Source organism: Sorangiineae bacterium MSr11954 (assembly GCA_037157815.1).
Classification (GTDB): Bacteria; Myxococcota_A; Polyangia; order Polyangiales; family Polyangiaceae; genus Pendulispora; species Pendulispora albinea.
This window is the reverse complement of the sequence record CP089984.1, coordinates 287,692-304,985: the sequence shown is the minus strand read 5'-3', so window position 1 is coordinate 304,985 and position 17,294 is coordinate 287,692. Positions and strand designations below refer to the sequence as shown.

Genomic DNA, 17,294 nt, shown 5'->3' with positions numbered 1-17,294 from the left:
ACGTATCGATATGGCGTCCGAAGTACTCTTCGTGATGCCCCACAATTTCCGCCAGAAAGTCGTCGGTGGTGCGTAATTTTCGCGATGAAAGGCCTTAGCAACTTCATTTCTAGCCAACCCTACGAGCAGCGTACCGGCAACCAGTATAATACCGAGCTCGAAACGCCATTTTCTCGTATCTCGATTTCATGAACATACCTTTCCGGAAGATGCTCGGCGTCAGCAAGTCGCGTACCACGTTACTTGATCACGAATTGCCGGTAAAAAAGAGAGGGATGGTGCAAAGAGAAACAGGAGCACAGTACCAAGATCGGCTGGTTGCTCGGTACACTGGTACACCCTGCAGCCCCGGAACGGTACATGGAGGACGGGGGCAAGCGGCGGATCGGCAAGCAACCTCCGCCGGCGTCGGCAATGCGCATGCGTTGACGAAAAAGGGCTTCGCGCAAACGGGTGGACGACGTTTGGAAGACGCTCGAGCCATGACCTTGATGAGCAATCGTCGGTATTTTCGAGACCGCCTTAGCAGTTCGGGCCACTGCCCTTCCCATACCCTTCCCGCGATCGCATCTCAGCCCGTCCAATCGCGCCACGATGGGCGCGGCGATCGTGGCGTAGATCGCGCGAAATTTGGGATTCATCGGTTAAATGCCAATAGGCGAAATTAACTTAAAAAAGCTTGCCACGTATTTTGAAAATGCTAATCAAGCATAACATAACAGTGTGCGAGCCAAAGGCTCCCATTACCCATAGGAGGTTGGTCATGTCCAATGTGTCCAAATTCAGCGTCAATGATTTTGTCGTGGCGTCGACGAGCGTAGGTTTGGACGACAGCGCCAAGGCGGAGGCTGTCGTCAACCCGTCTTCCGACAACGGGCGCAAGGCGCGCTCGGAACGCGAAGGACAGGAACAGAAGCGCTGAAACGCCGCACCGGGCCGACGCTGATGGCATGGTCCAGTAGCGTTGCTCGGGAGTAGATCGAACGTCGGGAACAAGGGAGCGTCTCGAGCTCGAGACGTCCTTGTTCTCGACCGTTCAATGGCTCGAAGAAGACGCTTTGTTTTGGAACGACACGTGTTGCACTTGGAGGTAGCTTTCATGAACTCGGCAAAGACAGTGGCCGCAAACGCTCGCACCGACCAACTCATGGATATTCAAGGCGTCGCGCGCGCGCTGAAGAGAGACGGTTTTGTCAAGCTGGAACGGTTCCTGCCAGTGGAGGCGCTGCTGGAGTGCAAGAAGCAAATCATGAGTTCTGCCGTGTACCGCGAATGGGACGAATCGCGGGCGGAGGACGATGCCAACGTCAAAATGACGACGGCAATCGACGCGACCCACAGGCACTATCGAAATGACAGTGACCTTGCCGAGGGCTTCTTCACGACCCTTTGTACCGACCCCGGCTTCGTTCGCACCCTCACGACGTTGACCGGACGGTCGCTCATTCGAGTGAACAATCACGTCTATGAGATTGTCACCGGCAACTCCGGTTTGGACTGGCACGTGGGATACTACTCGTTCTCGTATACTCGTCCAGATGATTACGGCTGTACGCTTTGGATCCCCATGGAACCGATAACGAAAGAGCAGCGCGGAGGAATGCAATATATTTCGAAGTCGGTTCTGGATGGATCGTTTCTGTACAGGTTTGCGGCGTGGCATTTCGAGATGTTGAAGAAGCAGCCGCCCGGCGAAAAATACCTCGAGATGGCGACGAGCTCCCAGTTCATGGTAAACGTCATTAGCAGCCTGATCAATCCCGTGATACCACCGGATCAGATCGTGGAGGACACGTTCGAGGTCGGCGACGCGTTCCTATTCGACAAACACGTCCTCCATCGAAGCTCGCCGCTCCTGCGAGGTGCGCTCAAGACGCGCATGGCACTGATCTGCAGGTTCGTGGACGTCGATGCGCTCTACGATCGAAGGCGGTTCTATTCGACGTTTTCACATCTCGAAAAATCCATGGCCAGCGTGCGGACAGATGTGAGCCCGAGGGTCGCGGATGACGAGAACGAGACCATTTCACCGCAAGACCCGTTTTTGCTCGCCTTGGCTCGAGACACCGTGGCGCATCTGACGCCTATCAGGAACACGGCGCCCATCGTCAACGAAGCCCATAGCCGCCTGTTGGAACGTAGCCCCGCGATCGACACACCTCGTATCTCCTTGGCAACATGATCACCAATGGTGACCATCGCGGAACTTCGGGGGCACGCGAAGGGTGTGCCACGAACGGGCTCTCCGATGCGCATCCTTGCTCGAAGCTACTCTTCTGTCCCGATCTGCTGGAGGCGTCCGAGTGCAGCAGGTTGATCCATTTCTTCGATGCCAATATCGAAAAATATGGCAGTGCTCATCGGCAGAACGAGTGGAGTCATCGGACGATTGGAGACTACGCGTTGAGCGCGAAAGCGGACCGAGATGTCCTGCGGCTCCTCAATCGCGTGAAGTTCCACGTTATGGATGCCATACGTGAGTTCTTCGGCGTCCGCTTCATCTATCCACAAGCGAGTCAGCTGGTCATTTGGCCGGAGGGGTCGGAGCAACCGGAGCATGTGGACACGTACTTTCCGGACACGAGCTTTTCGGCGATCCTCTATTTGAACGAAAATTTCGAAGGCGGTGAGACCTTCTTCATCGATCCCGCGCACCGGATCTTGCCGCAGGTCGGCGCTCTGCTCGCGTTCGACGGTGCGACGCTCGAACACGGCGTCGGCCGCGTGACGCGGGGAACGAGGTATACGAATGCCATGTGGTTCACTGGAAATATTCGCAGCGTCGGCCCGTGAGGACACGTTGAAGCGGGCCGCTTTGGACGCGGCCAGCCGACTGCTCCTGACCGGTGTGTCCAGGAGCGATACGCCATTTTCCCACTTCACGGTGGAGCATGTTTTTACCCCTGATTTGGCGCTCTCGCTGCTCGAGTGGCTCGAGGAGACGGATCAATGGCACCTCAAGACGGCGGAGCATTTTCGCATGTTCAGCTTCTTCCCTTCGGAAGAGAGCGCTCCCCTGCATCTGCGCGACGTATTCACGCCGTCGTTTGGCGCCGTTCTCCGCAATCGCCTCGAAGACTTGTTTTGCACGCGCTTCGACGAGCGATTCTTCATCGCGGCGAATAAACATAGCCAAGGGCACGGAACCTCCATCCACAATGACTACGCGGCCCTGGGGAAGCAAGAGCGCTATTTCTTTACCCACCGATTCCTCGTCTACTTGATCCGTGATTGGGACGTGTCCGCTGGCGGCTCGCTCGGGCTCTTTACGTCGCCGGATTCCACGGTTCCGTACAGGACGATTCCACCTCTTCACAATACCGGGGTCGGCATGGTGATGGGTAAAAAATCGTTTCACGCGCTCGACCCCGTCAACGCGGGCGATCGCTATAGCCTCACCATCTCCCTCGTTTCTGCTACCGGCGACTACGAGGAGTCATGACGGCGAGGGGCGCATTCACGGATTTGGCGTCTCGGATCAGCGCCATTCGTCCGCGAGACGTACCGCCGAGCCTGCACGAAGAGGCCAAGCTGGCGGTCTTGGATACCTTCGCGGTGGCGCTTGCAGGGCAGCGTTCGCCGGCGGCCCAAGGCGTCCGCCGAACGGCGAGGCGCACCTCGGGAACCGGGCGAGCGTCCGTTTGGTGGACGCGTCACACGCTGGCGATCGACGCGGCGGCGTTCATGAACGCCTTTGCCTCCCATGTGCTCGATTTCGACAGCGTTCACTATAGTACGTTTGGACATTCGGCCACCGTCATCCTTCCGGCTCTTTTTCCGTTCTTCGACGATCCATTCCTTTCAGGGCGCGAGATTTTGAATGCATATATCGTGGGCGTCGAAGTGATGGGCGTCCTCGGGAACGCTTTCGGAGAGCGACTTCGTGAACGGGGCCACCACCCGACGGCCGTTTTGGGCACGCTCGCGGCGTCGAGCGCCGTCGGATGGTTGCTGAGGCTGGACGAGGTTGGAATGGCCCGCGCCCTGTGCTTGTCCGGCGTTTCATTGGGAGGGTACACCAGCAGCTTCGGCTCGAGCGCGAAGGCTTATCAGGTCGCGGCCGCAGCACGCGACGGACTCTCGGCTGCGGTTTACGCGCGCGACGGCAACGTTTCAGTGCCCCGAGGCGCGCCATGGCTCGACAACCTGTGCCGGCTCTCCGGCGCCGATTTGGATCGATTGGCGGACGATACGCTCTGCAAACCTTGGATCCTCGACCAGGTGCCGACGGCGTTCAAGCAATATCCGTGCTGTGCTTACTTTCATCAAACATTGGATGCGCTCGTGTCGATGCTCGAAGAAGGTCGCGTTCGAGCGCCCGACGTACGCGCGGTGAAGCTCGTTTTGCCATCGTACGTCGTGGGGGCGAACCGGTTTTCTCGACCTAGGACCGTCGATGAGGGAAGGTTCAGCCTCGCATACAATGCCGCCCTGGCTATTTGCTTCGGCAGGGTCGGCCCGGAGCATTTCCAAAGCCACCTTCTAGAGGATTCGCTGGTTCAGAATGTGATGGCGTCGATAACCACTCGAGAATCCGAAGCCCCGCGCAGCCTGGTGGAAATAGTGGTTACCCTGAAGAACGATAGCGAATTACGCGTGACGTTCGCCCACCGGCTGCCGGATCGAGCCCAACGTTCGGCGCTCGAGAAGAAATTTCTCGGTCTCGCAGAGGGATCCCTCGTCGAGGCGGACTGCCATGCATTTCTTGCGCTCCTGAGGGCATTCGAGGGCGCCCGGGCGAGCGATCTGGCTCCTTTTCTTACGGTTGAAATGGAGGAATTGGCGTGACCACGTATCGAATGTCACAACGACTCTCGTGCCATGATGATGGGTCGAGCGTCTATTTCTATTGGCCGGCCGAAGCGCGTGGTACTGCGTTGCGCGGATTGGCTGCGGAGCTCTTCCGAGCGCTGCGTCCTGTTCTCCAAGGCGACTCGGTCGCGCGCGCGACGCTGGTGGGCGCGCTTGCGCACCTCGTGGACGCCGAGCGGGCGCTCGAGCTCATCACGATGTTGAACGACAAGGAGGTCCTGGTCGTCGATGATGGCGCGGGCCCCAAACTGACGAGCCTCTCCGAGAAGCGTATTGCGCTCACGGGGAGCGCGCGCCTCATCGACCCGGTCGTAATCCACCTGGCATCGTTCGGCGCACGCGATCTCGCCTTGGAGGAGCCGCTGCTCGCGACGCCGAACGGCGTTCGCGTAACACCGACGAATCTGGAGAACGGCGATCTGGCGAGTCTGGACCTCATCGCGCTCCTCGACGATCGACTGAATATCCGGCGACATCGCGAGCTCAACGCCGCGGCGATCGCTGCAAAGACGAAGTTCGTCAGCATGCGCCTGTTCGGCAGCAGCTTCGAGATGGGACCGCTGGTTCTACCTGGAAAAACGGCGTGCTTCGAATGCTTCTGGCATCGTCTCCAAGCCCGCGAGGAAGAGCACGGTCCGCCGAAATGGTTCACCGAGATGACGAAGCCGCCGATCGCCACCTCCGAGGGTCCCACCGCGGAGGCGCTTTACCAGATAGCTGCGGCGCATATCGCGCTCGAGATTCGGCGTTGCCTTACCAGGGAAACCGTGCCCATCTCGATGGGCCGTGTGGTGGAACACGACGTCGCCGCGCCTCGTCTGGAGGTTCACCGAGTGCTCGAGGTACCGGGCTGTCAGGCCTGCGGCGCCGCGGACGTTCCATGAGAAAGCGCGCCTACCCCGCCGACATCGATGCTCTCGTTCGCGACATGTCGAGAGCGGAGCCCGACGCATCGAGGTTCCTGCGCTCGTTCGACGAGCTCGTCGATCGATCCGTCGGGATCGTCCGCAACCTCCGGCGCGAGCGCGACTACTACAGCGACGAGCCGAAATTCCTCTGCTACCGCGCCGACCTCGCGCCGACAGCGTCGCTGTCCGATGGCGGCTACGTGCACGCTCCAGCGGAGGGCGGCCGGTCGACCCATCACGACCGCGCCGTCGTCGGTGCGCTGTTCGAGGCGATGGAGCGGTACTGCCTCTCGATCTATCGCCAGCGCGACTTGGTCCGCGCGAGCCATGCGCAGCTCGAGAGCGCGGGCCGCGCCGCCCTCGACCCGGTGACCCTGAGCTCGCACGAAAAAACGAGGGATCCCGCCGTCGCGGACGCGCTCCGGCACGCACCGATGGCCTGGACCCCCGGCTTCTCGTATCGATTGCGAAGCGACATCCTCGTTCCGGCACAATCGGTGTACTTACCCTACGTATTCAACGAGGGCGAGCCGGTGCTCAGGGACCCGTTGACGACCGGCGCGGCCGCCGGGCTGCTCATGGGTAGTGCGGTGCTGAGGGGGCTTCTCGAGGTCATCGAACGCGACGCGATCATGGTCACTCATTATCGCTCGCTATCACCGCCGCGGCTCGATTTGGACGGACGCGGGGGCGGAGAGCTCGACTGGGTGATCCAAAACCTTCGACGCTACCAGCTCGATTTGAGCCTCTACGATATCCGCCTCGATCTCCCGGTTCCGGCTGTTCTGGCGAAGATCATCGATCGCAGCGGGGTTGGCCCCAGCATGACCGTCGCTTCGAAAGCCGCCTTCGACGTTCACGATGCCGTGAAGGGCGCGATCTTCGAGGCCGCGTGCTTCCGAAGGCCGATGCGTACGCGGCTAGCGCGCGCGCGCCAGCATGCAACGACGATATTTGGCGATTTGTCTCGAATCAATAGTTTGGAATCGCGCTCCTATGTCTGGATTCAACCCGAGATGATCGAGTATCTCGAATATCTCGATCGGTCGCCCAGAGGATCGACCGCGTTCACGGATTGTTCGGCCTCGACACCGGCAAAGGTGCGGGCGTTGATCGAGAACGTGATCCGCACGGGTCACGATCTGATCGTGGTCGACGTCACCACCTCCGATGTCGCGACATTTGGCGCGACCGTGGTGAAGACCATCGTTCCGGGACTACAACCGATGCACCTCGACGAGCAATATCGCACTTGGACCCGGCGCCTGCTCGCGTACGGCGAAGCCTCTGAACGTGCGCTCCCTGTCTCCGCGCTCAACCAAGTGCCACACCCCTTCCTATGAGTCTTCGATGAGCACCTTGAAAATGAGACGTCCATACGAAGTTTTTCACGAGGCGAGCAGCATCGAGGGCCATCACATGGATCGGGAGACCTGGACGGATGCCTCTCGTTGGCCGGCTGAATGGACGGAGATTCACTTCAAGACTCACCCGAGGTTACGTTCGATATCGCTCCCGATCGCGACGATGGAGTCCCGTATGGACCTCTTGCACGTCGTGCAGGCCCGCCACTCGAGCCGCGAGCCAACGCCCGATCCGCTTCGTCTTCGCGAGCTGGCGTTTCTGCTCGGATGGTCCCTGGGCCTCAGGCCGACCGAGGAGCCCGCGCGTGAAGGCTCGCGCCGGTACTTTCCGTCGGCTGGAGCTCGATTTCCGCTCGAATGCTACGTGCTGGCGCTTCGATGCGAGTCATTGATGCCCGGTGTCTACCATTATGAATCGAAGCGCCACGCGCTATCGTGCTTGGCTGAATGCGACAGTTCAGCCCGTGCTCGTGCGATCTACGGCCACGAGTGGATCGCTGAATCGCGAGCGATCGTCGTCTTTACGGCGATGATGAACCGCACGACCATGAAGTACGGCGACCGAGGTTATCGATTCTCGTTGCTCGAGGCAGGTCATGCGATGCAAAATATTTGCCTCTTGGCCGCCGCGTTGAACGTCCGTGTCACGCCGGTCGGAGGTTTTGCCGATCAGCAAATGACGCGATTGCTCGATGTCGCCGATCTCGATGAGCTCCCCATCTATTCGGCGGTGCTTCCCTGACCTCTGCGCCACAGGAGGACTTCTCGTGAGACTTGCACTTGTCAGCATGCCGTGGTCATCGATGAGCCGGCCTTCTGCGGCATTGGGCGCGCTCGCCGCGTTCGTCAAAGCGCGCGAGCCACGCTTCGACGTGGAGACGGTCCACGCGTATATGCACGTGGCAAGGGAGCTCCCAACGGACGTATACAGCCGTATTTCAGGGGACTGCTATCGTCTCGGTGAGCTCATCTACTTGGCGATCCTCACCCCACGCAAACGCGAGGCGGTCGTCTCGTTCATCGCGGGCGCGATCGGTCTGACCGGTGATGCCGTCTCCGAGATTGTCGACATCGTCGCGCGCGACGTCCAACGTCAGGCGGAATATCTCGCCAGCGCGTTCGATGTCGTTGGTTTTACGACGTGCTTCGGACAGCTCTTTGCCAATATCGCCGTATGTACGGCCGTGAAGGCATTGGCGCCAAAGACGGTGACGATCCTCGGGGGCTCCACGGTGTCGGCGCGCGTTGGGCCGTCGATTCTCGGCGAGTATCCATGCGTCGATTTCATCGTTCAGGGAGAGGGGGAGCTACCGCTGCTCGGGCTCCTCCATGACATCGAATCGGGCGGTGCGGCAGAGCAAGTGCCGGGTGTCCTGTCGCGCGCGAACGCGGCGAATCGTCCCAATGGCGTCGAGCTCCACGAGGTGGGCGCGCTCGATGAGTTACCCATTCCACTCTACGACGACTATGCGCAGCTCGCAGCCGAGCTCGGGGTGGCGTGGGCCATCCCCGTCGAAGGGTCGAGAGGCTGCTGGTGGGATCGGGTGAAGGAGACGAATAACCCCAAGAACACCTGCTATTTCTGCAATTTGAACGTACAATGGCGCGGGTATCGTGAAAAAAGCGTCGAGCGTGTCGTTCGCGAGGTCGACGTTCTCACGACGCGCTACGCGAACTGCCGCCTATTTTTCCTCGATAACATCATCCGTCATCGCGGCGTCGAGGAGCTCGGCCGCGGTCTGGTCGACCTGGAGAAGGACCTGCACATCTTCTACGAGATGCGCGCCAACGTCCGTCCGCATCAACTGCTGCTTCTGTGGGAAGCGGGCGTACGGCAGGTGCAATTTGGTATCGAAGCTCTGTCGTCGTCGCTCCTGAAGCGTATCGGCAAGGGGACCACGGTCATCCAAAACCTGGAGGCCATGAAGACATGCCGCGAGCTGCAGATCGTCAACGACGCGAATCTCATCGTCAACTTCCCAGGGACGACGGCGGCCGAAATCCGTGAGACCGTCGAAAACATCGATTCGTACGCGTCGAGCTATCAGCCGTTGGGCATCACCGTTTTTTATCTAGGTGTGGGCAGCACGACGGACCGCTTGCGCGACGAGTTCGGGATTACCAATGTCCGCAACGGGGATCACTATCGAATCGGGCTACCCGACGATGTTTGGGAGCGCCTCCATTTGCTCGATCTGTCCTACGATCGAGCGCAGTCCGATCCGGAGTGGTCCGCGATGGTGGACGCGTGCGAGCGTTGGCGTGAGCTTCATACCGCGGTTGGTCGCGACGAGAGCCCTCTTCAATACGAGGACGGCGGCACGTTCCTTCGAATCCGAGATCGAAGAAAGAACCATGTCGACCACGTGCTCCGTGGTGGGGGACGCATGCTGTACTTGTTCTGCGCACAAATTCGAAGTCGCAACCAGATCATCGCGGCAGGCGGCGAACGGGATCCGGACCAGATACGGCTGATTGATGCTTTCCTCGGCGAAATGATCGAGAAGCGCCTCATGTACCGCGAAGGAGAGAAGTTCCTCTCGCTGGCGGTCGCCCCGAACCCGCAGTCCGCTGCTCGCCGCATTCGCGCCGCGCAGCGACACGAGGAGCAGGTCGCGAACGAACGGCCTTCTCCAGCGGCGCGGCGAGAATTGCCGGTCATCATGGGCGATCAACCGGGGTCGACCCGGCAGTAGATGGCCCCGTACATTTTCGATATCGGATGGTCAACAGGAGGCGAACCTCACATGGTCGAGACCGCGGTGCTTCGGACTACGTTTTCATCGGATGTCGACAGCTACGATCGTCTGCGTCCCGATTACCCTCCTGCGCTGGTGGACTGGTGTCTTCCGCGAGAACGCCCATGCGCGATCGTCGAAATAGGGTGCGGCTCGGGCCAAGCGACGAAGCTGTTCGTCGAATCGGCAGCGCGCATCGTAGCCATCGATCTGAGCGCCGAGATGATCGAAAAAGCAAAATACAATTTGCGCGCGCCCAACGTCGCGTTCATCGTGGGCGCGTTCGAGGACATCGAGCTACCCGCGGGGCCGTTCGACGCGGTCTTGTCGGCGCAGGCGATTCACTGGCTGGATTTCGACAAGGCATTCGCGCGCATTCGAAAGCTGCTCAGAAGTGGCGGCCGATTTGCATCTTGTTGGAATGCATTGAATCTCGAGCGCAATGAGTCCCTGCGCCGTGCACGCGACGAGATATTGAGCGTGGTTCCGCATTTCGATAAATGGCCCGACTCGGGGCGTGCTCGCTTCCACGCCTTCGAGCGAGAGTGGTGCTCGGCCATCGAGGACGTGTTTGGCAACGTGGAATCCACGACGTTCAGCCGTGATGTGTTGCGGGAGAGGTCGTGGTTTTTGGGATGGATCAGCACCCTTTCATGGTGGAAAGCGCTCGGGCCCGAGCAGAAGAGCGCGCTCGAGAAGAGCTTGCCGGGGATGCTGCCGGAGGTGCTCGAGGTGCGCATCGACACACTGGGCATCAGGGCGGATCAGGGTGCCTGATGGTATTGGCCAAATGTTCTCCCAACTGCTAGCGCTGCCCACCGCGTGGAGCCCGCGGTTTTCGACCTGCGGCGGGTTCCTCTATTTCATTGGCCCTGGGCCGCTTGGCGCCGCACTGTATCGGACCCGTCTCGACGGCGGCGGCGACGGCGCGACCCCCGAGCCGTTGGTCGCGGATAGCAGGGTCGTCTCCTTCATCGTAGCCCCGGGAGCGGCTCCGCGGCTCGTGTACGCCGTCGATGCGGAGGGGGACGAGAATACCGTCCTGTGGTGCCTCGACGTCGACTCGGGCGCTCGCCGTTGCCTCACGGCATCCTCGCCGCGGACCGTGTCCGTTTTGGAGAGGGGTTGCTGGCATCCCGAGCGACTCGCGTTCAGCTTTGAATCGAATCGACGCTCGGCGGATCTCTTCGACGTCTTCGTTGGCGATCTCGAAGGGAACGCGCGATGCGTGTTCGAGAACGACGAGCCTGGCTACATCCTAAAGACCCTCTTTGCACATGCGGGGCAAACGCTATTCGTCTTGCGCGCATGCTTTTCAGGCGTCGCGGGGACGCGCAAGGACCAGCTCTTGTCCGTTGATTTGACGTCGGGGGCGATTGCCGACGTGACGCCCCCGGGGGGCGGATGTTTCTTCTCTCTGCGATGGCGTTCGGCCCACGACACACTTCTCGTCCTTACGGATCAGGGCGATGACTACGTTTATCTCGCGGAAGTCGACCCGAGGTCCAGGAGCCTCCGCACGCTCGCGAAGGAACCATTCGATATCTCCATGGTCGAAGTCTCCCCAGCCGGTTCGGAGTGCGTCTTTGTCGTCGATGCGGCGGGGCGGTCCATCCTGAAGCGACTCGATTTATCGTCGGATGAACGGGTGCCCGAGCGCTTGCTCGACGCGGTCGGAGTCATCGATGGCGCCGAATCCGAGCTGGCGTTCTCCGCGAACGGCCATCGGCTGGCATTTGCCTACGAATCCGCGCGCCGACCCAGGGGGCCCTGCGTGGTCGAGCTGCACACCGGAGAGGTGAAGCGCGTCGGCGATCCCTTCGCGGCGTCGCCGGACTTGGGATCGCGGCTGATCGAGCCCACGCTGATTTCGATCCGTAGCTTCGACGGGCTCGCGATGTCGGGTTGGTTCTACGAGCCACGTGGGTCCGAGCGCTTTCCGGTCGTCGTGCACGTGCATGGCGGCCCCGAGGCGCAGTCCGTACCAAGCTTCGATCCGCGGATTCAAGCATGGCTCGACGCGGGCTACGGGGTGCTCGCCCCGAACGTGCGGGGCTCGACCGGGTTCGGCAAGCATTTCGAACATCTCGACGATGGCGAGCTCCGAATGGATGCCGTTCGAGACGTCGGTGAATTCGCGCGCAGGCTAAAGGACCACCCGCGCGTGGATCCGACACGGCTGGTCGTGCACGGGGCGAGCTACGGGGGGTTCGTCGTTCTCTCCACGATGATCCAGGAGCCCCATTTGTGGGCAGCCGGGGTGTGTATTTCCGGGATTAGCAACTTCCTGACATTCCTGGAGAGGACCGCGGGATACAGGCGCGCATCACGAGAGGCGAAATACGGGAGCTTGCAACGGGATCGGGATTTCCTGAGGAGTATCTCGCCGATCGAAGCCATCCACCGAATCTCCCGGCCTTTGATGCTCGTCCACGGCCGGAACGACCCCCGTGTTCCCGTCGGCGAGACCGTGCAGGTCGCGGAGCGCCTACGCGCAGCCGGCGTCGAGCCCGAGCTGATGTTGGTCGAAGGAGAGGGACACCGCATCGTCCGGCCCGAGAATCGAATCATGATCGCTCGACGGATCAGCCAGTTTCTGACGAAGGCGCTCGCGCGTCCGCAAGCATAACGGAGTCCCAATGTCCTGGAATCGCAAGAATTGCAACTCGCTCACCTTCGTGTGCGCGATCACCCTGCTTTCGGGGGCGTGCGGTGGCGGGGGGTCGCAACTTGGTCACGGTACGGTCTCGTCCGGACCCGTGGTCGCGGGGCCCCCGAAAGCCGAGGGAGCCAAGACGACGAGGCGGGTCATCGTGTCGCGGTCGCAAAAGGTGGGGACCGACGTCGTGACCGTTTCCCCGGACGGCGTGGTGAATATCACATTGGACGTGCACTCGAACGGTCGCGGGCCGCACACGGACGCAACGGTCCACCTCGCGCCCGATGGCACGATCGCGTCGCTGGTCGCGCGTGGACATCTCGACATGGGTACACCCGTCGCCGAAACCTTCGAGCGTCGAGGAAATCACGTGCGTTGGAGCAGCACGATGGAATCCGGTGAACGAGACGTGGGCAGCGCGGCATTTTTCTTCCCGATCTCGGAGATTCCGGACGCCCTCGGCTGGCTCGTGCGATCGATGCTCGAATCCCCCCGCGGCGAGATGGCCCTTCTTCCGGCTGGCGCCGCCCGACTCGAGAAGATTGGCGTCATTACGGTAAAAGAAGGCGCCAAGGACCGCGATCTCGTCGGATACAGCATTATCGGAATCGACTCGATCCCCATGTATGTCTGGATGAACCCGGACAATAGTTGGTTTGGTGTGGTCTCGCCCGTATGGTCGGCGGTACCAGAGGGCTCTGAGAGCCTCATCGAGCCGCTCATCGAAAAGCAGAACCAGCTCGAGCGAGAACGCAATCTAAAGCTCATGAAGGATGTCGCGCGCCGCCCCCCGCCCGGTGGTCTGGCGTTCACCCACGCCCGCGTGCTCGACGTCGAGAATGGACGCTGGAAGAAGGATCAAACCGTCGTGGTGCTCGGGGACTCGATCAAATCGGTTGGTCCGTCCGCGACGACGAAGGTGCCTGCCCATGCCGAGACGATCGATCTCTCGGGTAAGGCGCTATTGCCAGGGCTCTGGGACATGCATGCACACTTGGGTCCCGTGGATGGTGTACTCAACATTGCTTCAGGCGTCACCACCGCGCGCGATGTCGGCAATGATCCCGACGTCCTCGACGACTTGAAGAGCCGCTACGACAAAGGGCTCGCCGTCGGTCCCCACGTCCTCCGCTTCGGATTCATCGAAGGGCGCGGGGAGAAGGCGGCACCGAGCAAGGTGACGGCGGAAAACGCAGCCGAGGCCGTGGCGGCCGTGGAAACCTTCGCGAAGCGGGGGTACGAGGGAATCAAGATATACAACTCGGTGAAGCCCGAGCTGGTACCCGTGCTCGCCACCGCGGCGCACGCGCGAGGGATGATGGTCACGGGCCACATCCCGGTCCATATGTTGGCCAATGAGGCGGTTCGCGCTGGCTACGACGGGGTCGAGCATATCAACATGCTCTTTTTGAATTTTCTCGCGGACCACGACACCGAGACGCGGACGACGGCGCGCTTTACGCTCGTTGGGGACAAGGCCGCGTCATTGGATCTCACGAGCAAACCCGTCTCGGAGTTCGTCGCGCTGCTCAAACAGCGTCAGACCGTGATCGACCCGACGCTCGACGAATTCGAAGGACTGCTCGTCGCCGAACAGGGAAAGGTGACGCCGGGCCTCGAGGCCATGGTCGCCCGTCTGCCCGTCCAAGTCCAACGCGCATTTCTGCTGGGCGGACTGCCGCTCGACGGGGACAAGCGCGCGAAATACCAAGCTTCCTTCCGGGCGCTGCTCGAAATGACGAAGCTACTCCATGATTCGCAGGTCAATCTCGTGGTCGGTACCGATTCGTTGGCCGGCCTGATGCTCCATCACGAGCTTGCCCTCTTCGTGCGTGCGGGGATCTCGCCTGCGGACGCGCTCCGCGCGTGCACGATCGCGGCCGCGCGCTCCATGAAGATGGAAAAGAGGATGGGGACGATCGCGCCCGGCAAGGTCGCAGACATGTTCGTCGTCGATGGCGATCCGCTGACCCGGATCGACGACGTAACGAGGATCGTGAGCGTCATGCGAGCTGGCATCGTCTTCTCATCCGCGGCTCTGTACGAGGCCATCGGTGTCGCGCCGCCCCTTTGAGGTTTCGGAGCCTCAGCCGGCCTACGCTCGGACCATGGCTCCACCCCCGCTTATCCCCGCTTACCCCACGTCCCTGCGATTCCCGTCCCGTCCCAGCTTCGTCGTGGAGCGATAGGGTCTACAGCGTTCTGCATTTTCAATCTGCGACGCGGCCGCCGAACGGGTTCATGGCGCCACCAGCGCCATTCGAAACTGAAAAACTCATTAATACCAAAGGTGGTTTCCGTTCGAGCGCCCCTGGCGCCCTTGCGGTTTCCCACGCTCCTTCCTCGACGAAAAAAACGCCGCCCGGTTTCCCGAGCGGCGTTTTTCCGGATACGAGGTCGAGACAACCTTACCGCGCGGTGTTCTCGCGCAGCTTGAGCTCACCCTGGTAGCGCAGGGCGTTCGGCGAGCTGAGTTGCTCGGACGATTGCACCTCGAGTGCGTCGGCCTGGAATGTGGTGGGCAGGTTGATGACGTTCTTGATCTGGTCGAATTGCGCTTGCGAGATGAGGCCCGATGCCAGCAAGCGCGCGGCGTCGTTGACGATGTTGTTCAGCAGCGGCTTGTTGCTGGCGACCGACTGCACCTTGGCCAGGAGCGCCGACCAGGACGGGCCGCTGTAGTTCGTCACGTAGTAGTCGAGGCCCGTGGGGTTGGCGACCACGGCGGTGCAGCCCGGCAGCTCGATTTGCGTGGCGTTGTCCGAGAGGACGATGGTCTTGCGCTCCTTCAAGGCGTCGCCGTAGGCGAGGGTCAGCGGGATGTTCCACTTGGAGGCCGGGAAGGCGTTTTGGTTCGGATAGGCGGCCTGTGTGATGGAGACGTAGGTTTTGTTGCCCACGCATTGGCCGTCGATTGTCACCAAGGGCATGCCGGTCTGGCGGATGAAGCTGTCGCCGATGTCGGCCACCTTCTTGCCGCTGCCTTGCTCGAGGGACGCCCAGAGACGCGCCGGGGTGCCGTTGCCGAAGGCATAGTTCTTCAGGAAGATCTGAAGTCCCTTTCGCATCCCCTCGGCGCCCAGATAATTCTCGATCGTCTGTAGGACGTAATTGCCCTTCGTGTACACGAAGATCGACGGGTTGATGAAGCCGAACGAGCCGGCGTCGGTCAGGTTGCGTTGCACCGGAACCGCGGTGCTGGCCACGTCCGCGTTGAAGACGCCGCGCTTGCCGTTCGCGAAGTCCGTGAACGTGTAGTACTCGGGGTGGAGCTCGATCATCGTGCGGTTCGCGAACCACGTCGCGAACGACTCGTTGAGCCATACGTTGTCCCACCAGTCGGGGGTGACCAGGTCGCCGAACCACTGGTGCGCGACCTCGTGCGTGACGATGCTCACCGATCCGCGCGTGGGCACCTCGCCGGGCTTGGTCAGCACGCGATCGGCAAATTCGAAGATCGCGCCCCAGTTTTCCATGCCGCCAAAGCCGGTGCGCGGTTTGTTGTTGTAGCTGTCGTTGGCCGCGATCGTATCGAACTTTTTGAACGGCAGCGGGATGCCCGTGTACTTGTAGTAGAAACCCAGCACGTCCTTGGTCCACTGCATCTGGAAGGTGGCCCAGCTCGTGCGGCCCGGCGGCGTGAACCAGCGCAGGTGCACGTTGCTGCCGTCGAGCGGGTTCGTAAAGTTGTCCTCGAGGATATCGAATTTGCCGCCGCCGAAGAACAGGAGGTACATCGGCATCACCGGCGTTTGCTCGAACGACACTTGCTGGTAGCCGTCTGGGAGCTTGACCGGCGGAAGGTTCGCGCCGTTCGACACGGTGTTCCAGTTGCCGGGAACCTCCGCGCTCACCTCGAACGTGTGGCGGAAGGCGGGCTCGTCCCAGCCCGGGAACCACTGGCGCGCATAGTTCGTTTCGCCCTGCGTGACGATGGCATCGCTGCTCACCCCGTCGGGCGTGGAAATACCCACCTTGAAGATACCGGTGGCCGAGGAGCAGAAGGGGTTGCGCGCCACTTCATCCGGCGGGCAGTAGTCCGCGTCGGCGAATTGGATCTTGCCGTCCCATTCCATGTGCAGCTGGTACTTGCCTGGCGCGATCTGCCCGTGGCTTACCCGCAATTGCACGAGATCGCCCAGGGTTTGCGGCGTAGGGATCAACGCGATGGCTTTGGACGCGTCCGAGATCTTGCGCAAGGTCGTGCGGCCCTTGGCGAAATTCAAATTGTGCGCGGCGACCGTGATGGCGTCGACCGCCTTGAGCACCTCGATTTCGACGTCTGCGCGCCCGACGAAGGTCTTCAAGGCCGCGTCGGGACGGAACCATAGCTTGTAGTTCCTCGGCCAGACGGTATCCGGCAGCTCGATGGGCTTGGCCGACTTGTCGATTTCGGCGATCGGACCCGGTTTGCTCCCCGGCTCCGTCGTCCCGGGCTGCTGGGCCCCCGGTTTTCCCGGGCCTTGGGCGCCGGGATCATCGCCGGTGAGGAACTCGCGACCGGACTGCCCCTCTCCGCTACCGCATGCAGCGAGCGGAGCCAGAGCAAGTGTGGTAATAGCAACATTCCTGATGACGGGCTTGAAGATGGATTTCATGGCATCATCCTTGGTCATCGGCGGTTTGCGGCGCCGACGGTTCCGCATCGCGTTCGAACGACGAGCATTGATAGGGCGCGAAGGGGCTTTCGGCCATTGCCAAACCATCGCAAGGCCCAAATCGCACATTCGCAATTTGCGATCATAAAAGCACAGAAGGACGAAAAATCTGCGACAAACGTCGGATCCCGTCCTTCTGTGACGATTTTACGAAA

At 61.1% G+C, this 17,294-nt stretch carries 13 protein-coding genes; 12 read left to right on the top strand and 1 reads right to left on the bottom strand.

Translation table 11 applies throughout. The features are described from left to right. The first annotated feature begins 763 nt into the window (after window positions 1–763). The 12 genes from LZC94_01225 to LZC94_01170 all read left to right on the top strand — a co-directional run bounded on the left by LZC94_01225 (window position 764) and on the right by LZC94_01170 (window position 14,555). Window positions 764–922, top strand: a complete 159-nt coding sequence (locus LZC94_01225) for a hypothetical protein (protein WXB15901.1) — start codon at window positions 764–766, stop codon at window positions 920–922. Window positions 923–1,099: 177 nt separating this feature from the next. After that, on the top strand, window positions 1,100–2,182 hold the full coding sequence (locus tag LZC94_01220; GenBank protein WXB15900.1) for a phytanoyl-CoA dioxygenase family protein: 1,083 nt from the start codon (window positions 1,100–1,102) through the stop codon (window positions 2,180–2,182). Between the two features lie 131 nt (window positions 2,183–2,313). After that, window positions 2,314–2,793, top strand: coding sequence for a 2OG-Fe(II) oxygenase (locus LZC94_01215; GenBank protein ID WXB15899.1), 480 nt, complete (start codon window positions 2,314–2,316; stop codon window positions 2,791–2,793). 7 nt (window positions 2,794–2,800) lie between these two features. Beyond that, entirely contained in the window at window positions 2,801–3,442 is a 642-nt protein-coding gene (locus LZC94_01210; protein ID WXB15898.1) for a 2OG-Fe(II) oxygenase, read from the top strand. After that, window positions 3,439–4,788: an MmgE/PrpD family protein gene (locus tag LZC94_01205; protein WXB15897.1), complete on the top strand. Its 1,350-nt coding sequence runs from the start codon at window positions 3,439–3,441 to the stop codon at window positions 4,786–4,788. Before LZC94_01210 ends, LZC94_01205 begins: the two co-directional genes overlap by 4 nt. Next, complete coding sequence (locus LZC94_01200; GenBank protein WXB15896.1) at window positions 4,785–5,696, top strand: TOMM precursor leader peptide-binding protein; 912 nt, start codon at window positions 4,785–4,787, stop codon at window positions 5,694–5,696. Before LZC94_01205 ends, LZC94_01200 begins: the two co-directional genes overlap by 4 nt. After that, complete coding sequence (locus tag LZC94_01195; protein ID WXB15895.1) at window positions 5,693–7,063, top strand: YcaO-like family protein; 1,371 nt, start codon at window positions 5,693–5,695, stop codon at window positions 7,061–7,063. Before LZC94_01200 ends, LZC94_01195 begins: the two co-directional genes overlap by 4 nt. 196 nt (window positions 7,064–7,259) lie before the next feature. After that, window positions 7,260–7,826 (top strand): SagB/ThcOx family dehydrogenase, encoded by a 567-nt coding sequence (locus LZC94_01190; protein ID WXB15894.1) that lies wholly within the window; start codon window positions 7,260–7,262, stop codon window positions 7,824–7,826. A gap of 25 nt (window positions 7,827–7,851) precedes the next feature. After that, window positions 7,852–9,780, top strand: coding sequence for a RiPP maturation radical SAM C-methyltransferase (locus LZC94_01185; protein WXB15893.1), 1,929 nt, complete (start codon window positions 7,852–7,854; stop codon window positions 9,778–9,780). Further along, window positions 9,781–10,599: a class I SAM-dependent methyltransferase gene (locus LZC94_01180; protein WXB15892.1), complete on the top strand. Its 819-nt coding sequence runs from the start codon at window positions 9,781–9,783 to the stop codon at window positions 10,597–10,599. 13 nt (window positions 10,600–10,612) lie between these two features. Beyond that, a complete protein-coding gene (locus LZC94_01175; GenBank protein ID WXB15891.1) occupies window positions 10,613–12,451 on the top strand; it encodes a S9 family peptidase in 1,839 nt (612 codons plus the stop codon). Between the two features lie 10 nt (window positions 12,452–12,461). Next, window positions 12,462–14,555: an amidohydrolase family protein gene (locus tag LZC94_01170; protein ID WXB15890.1), complete on the top strand. Its 2,094-nt coding sequence runs from the start codon at window positions 12,462–12,464 to the stop codon at window positions 14,553–14,555. A 334-nt stretch (window positions 14,556–14,889) separates the two neighbouring features. On the opposite strand, the gene LZC94_01165 is transcribed toward LZC94_01170, so the two are convergent. After that, window positions 14,890–17,079, bottom strand: coding sequence for a M1 family metallopeptidase (locus tag LZC94_01165; protein WXB15889.1), 2,190 nt, complete (start codon window positions 17,077–17,079; stop codon window positions 14,890–14,892). Window positions 17,080–17,294: the final 215 nt, after the last annotated feature.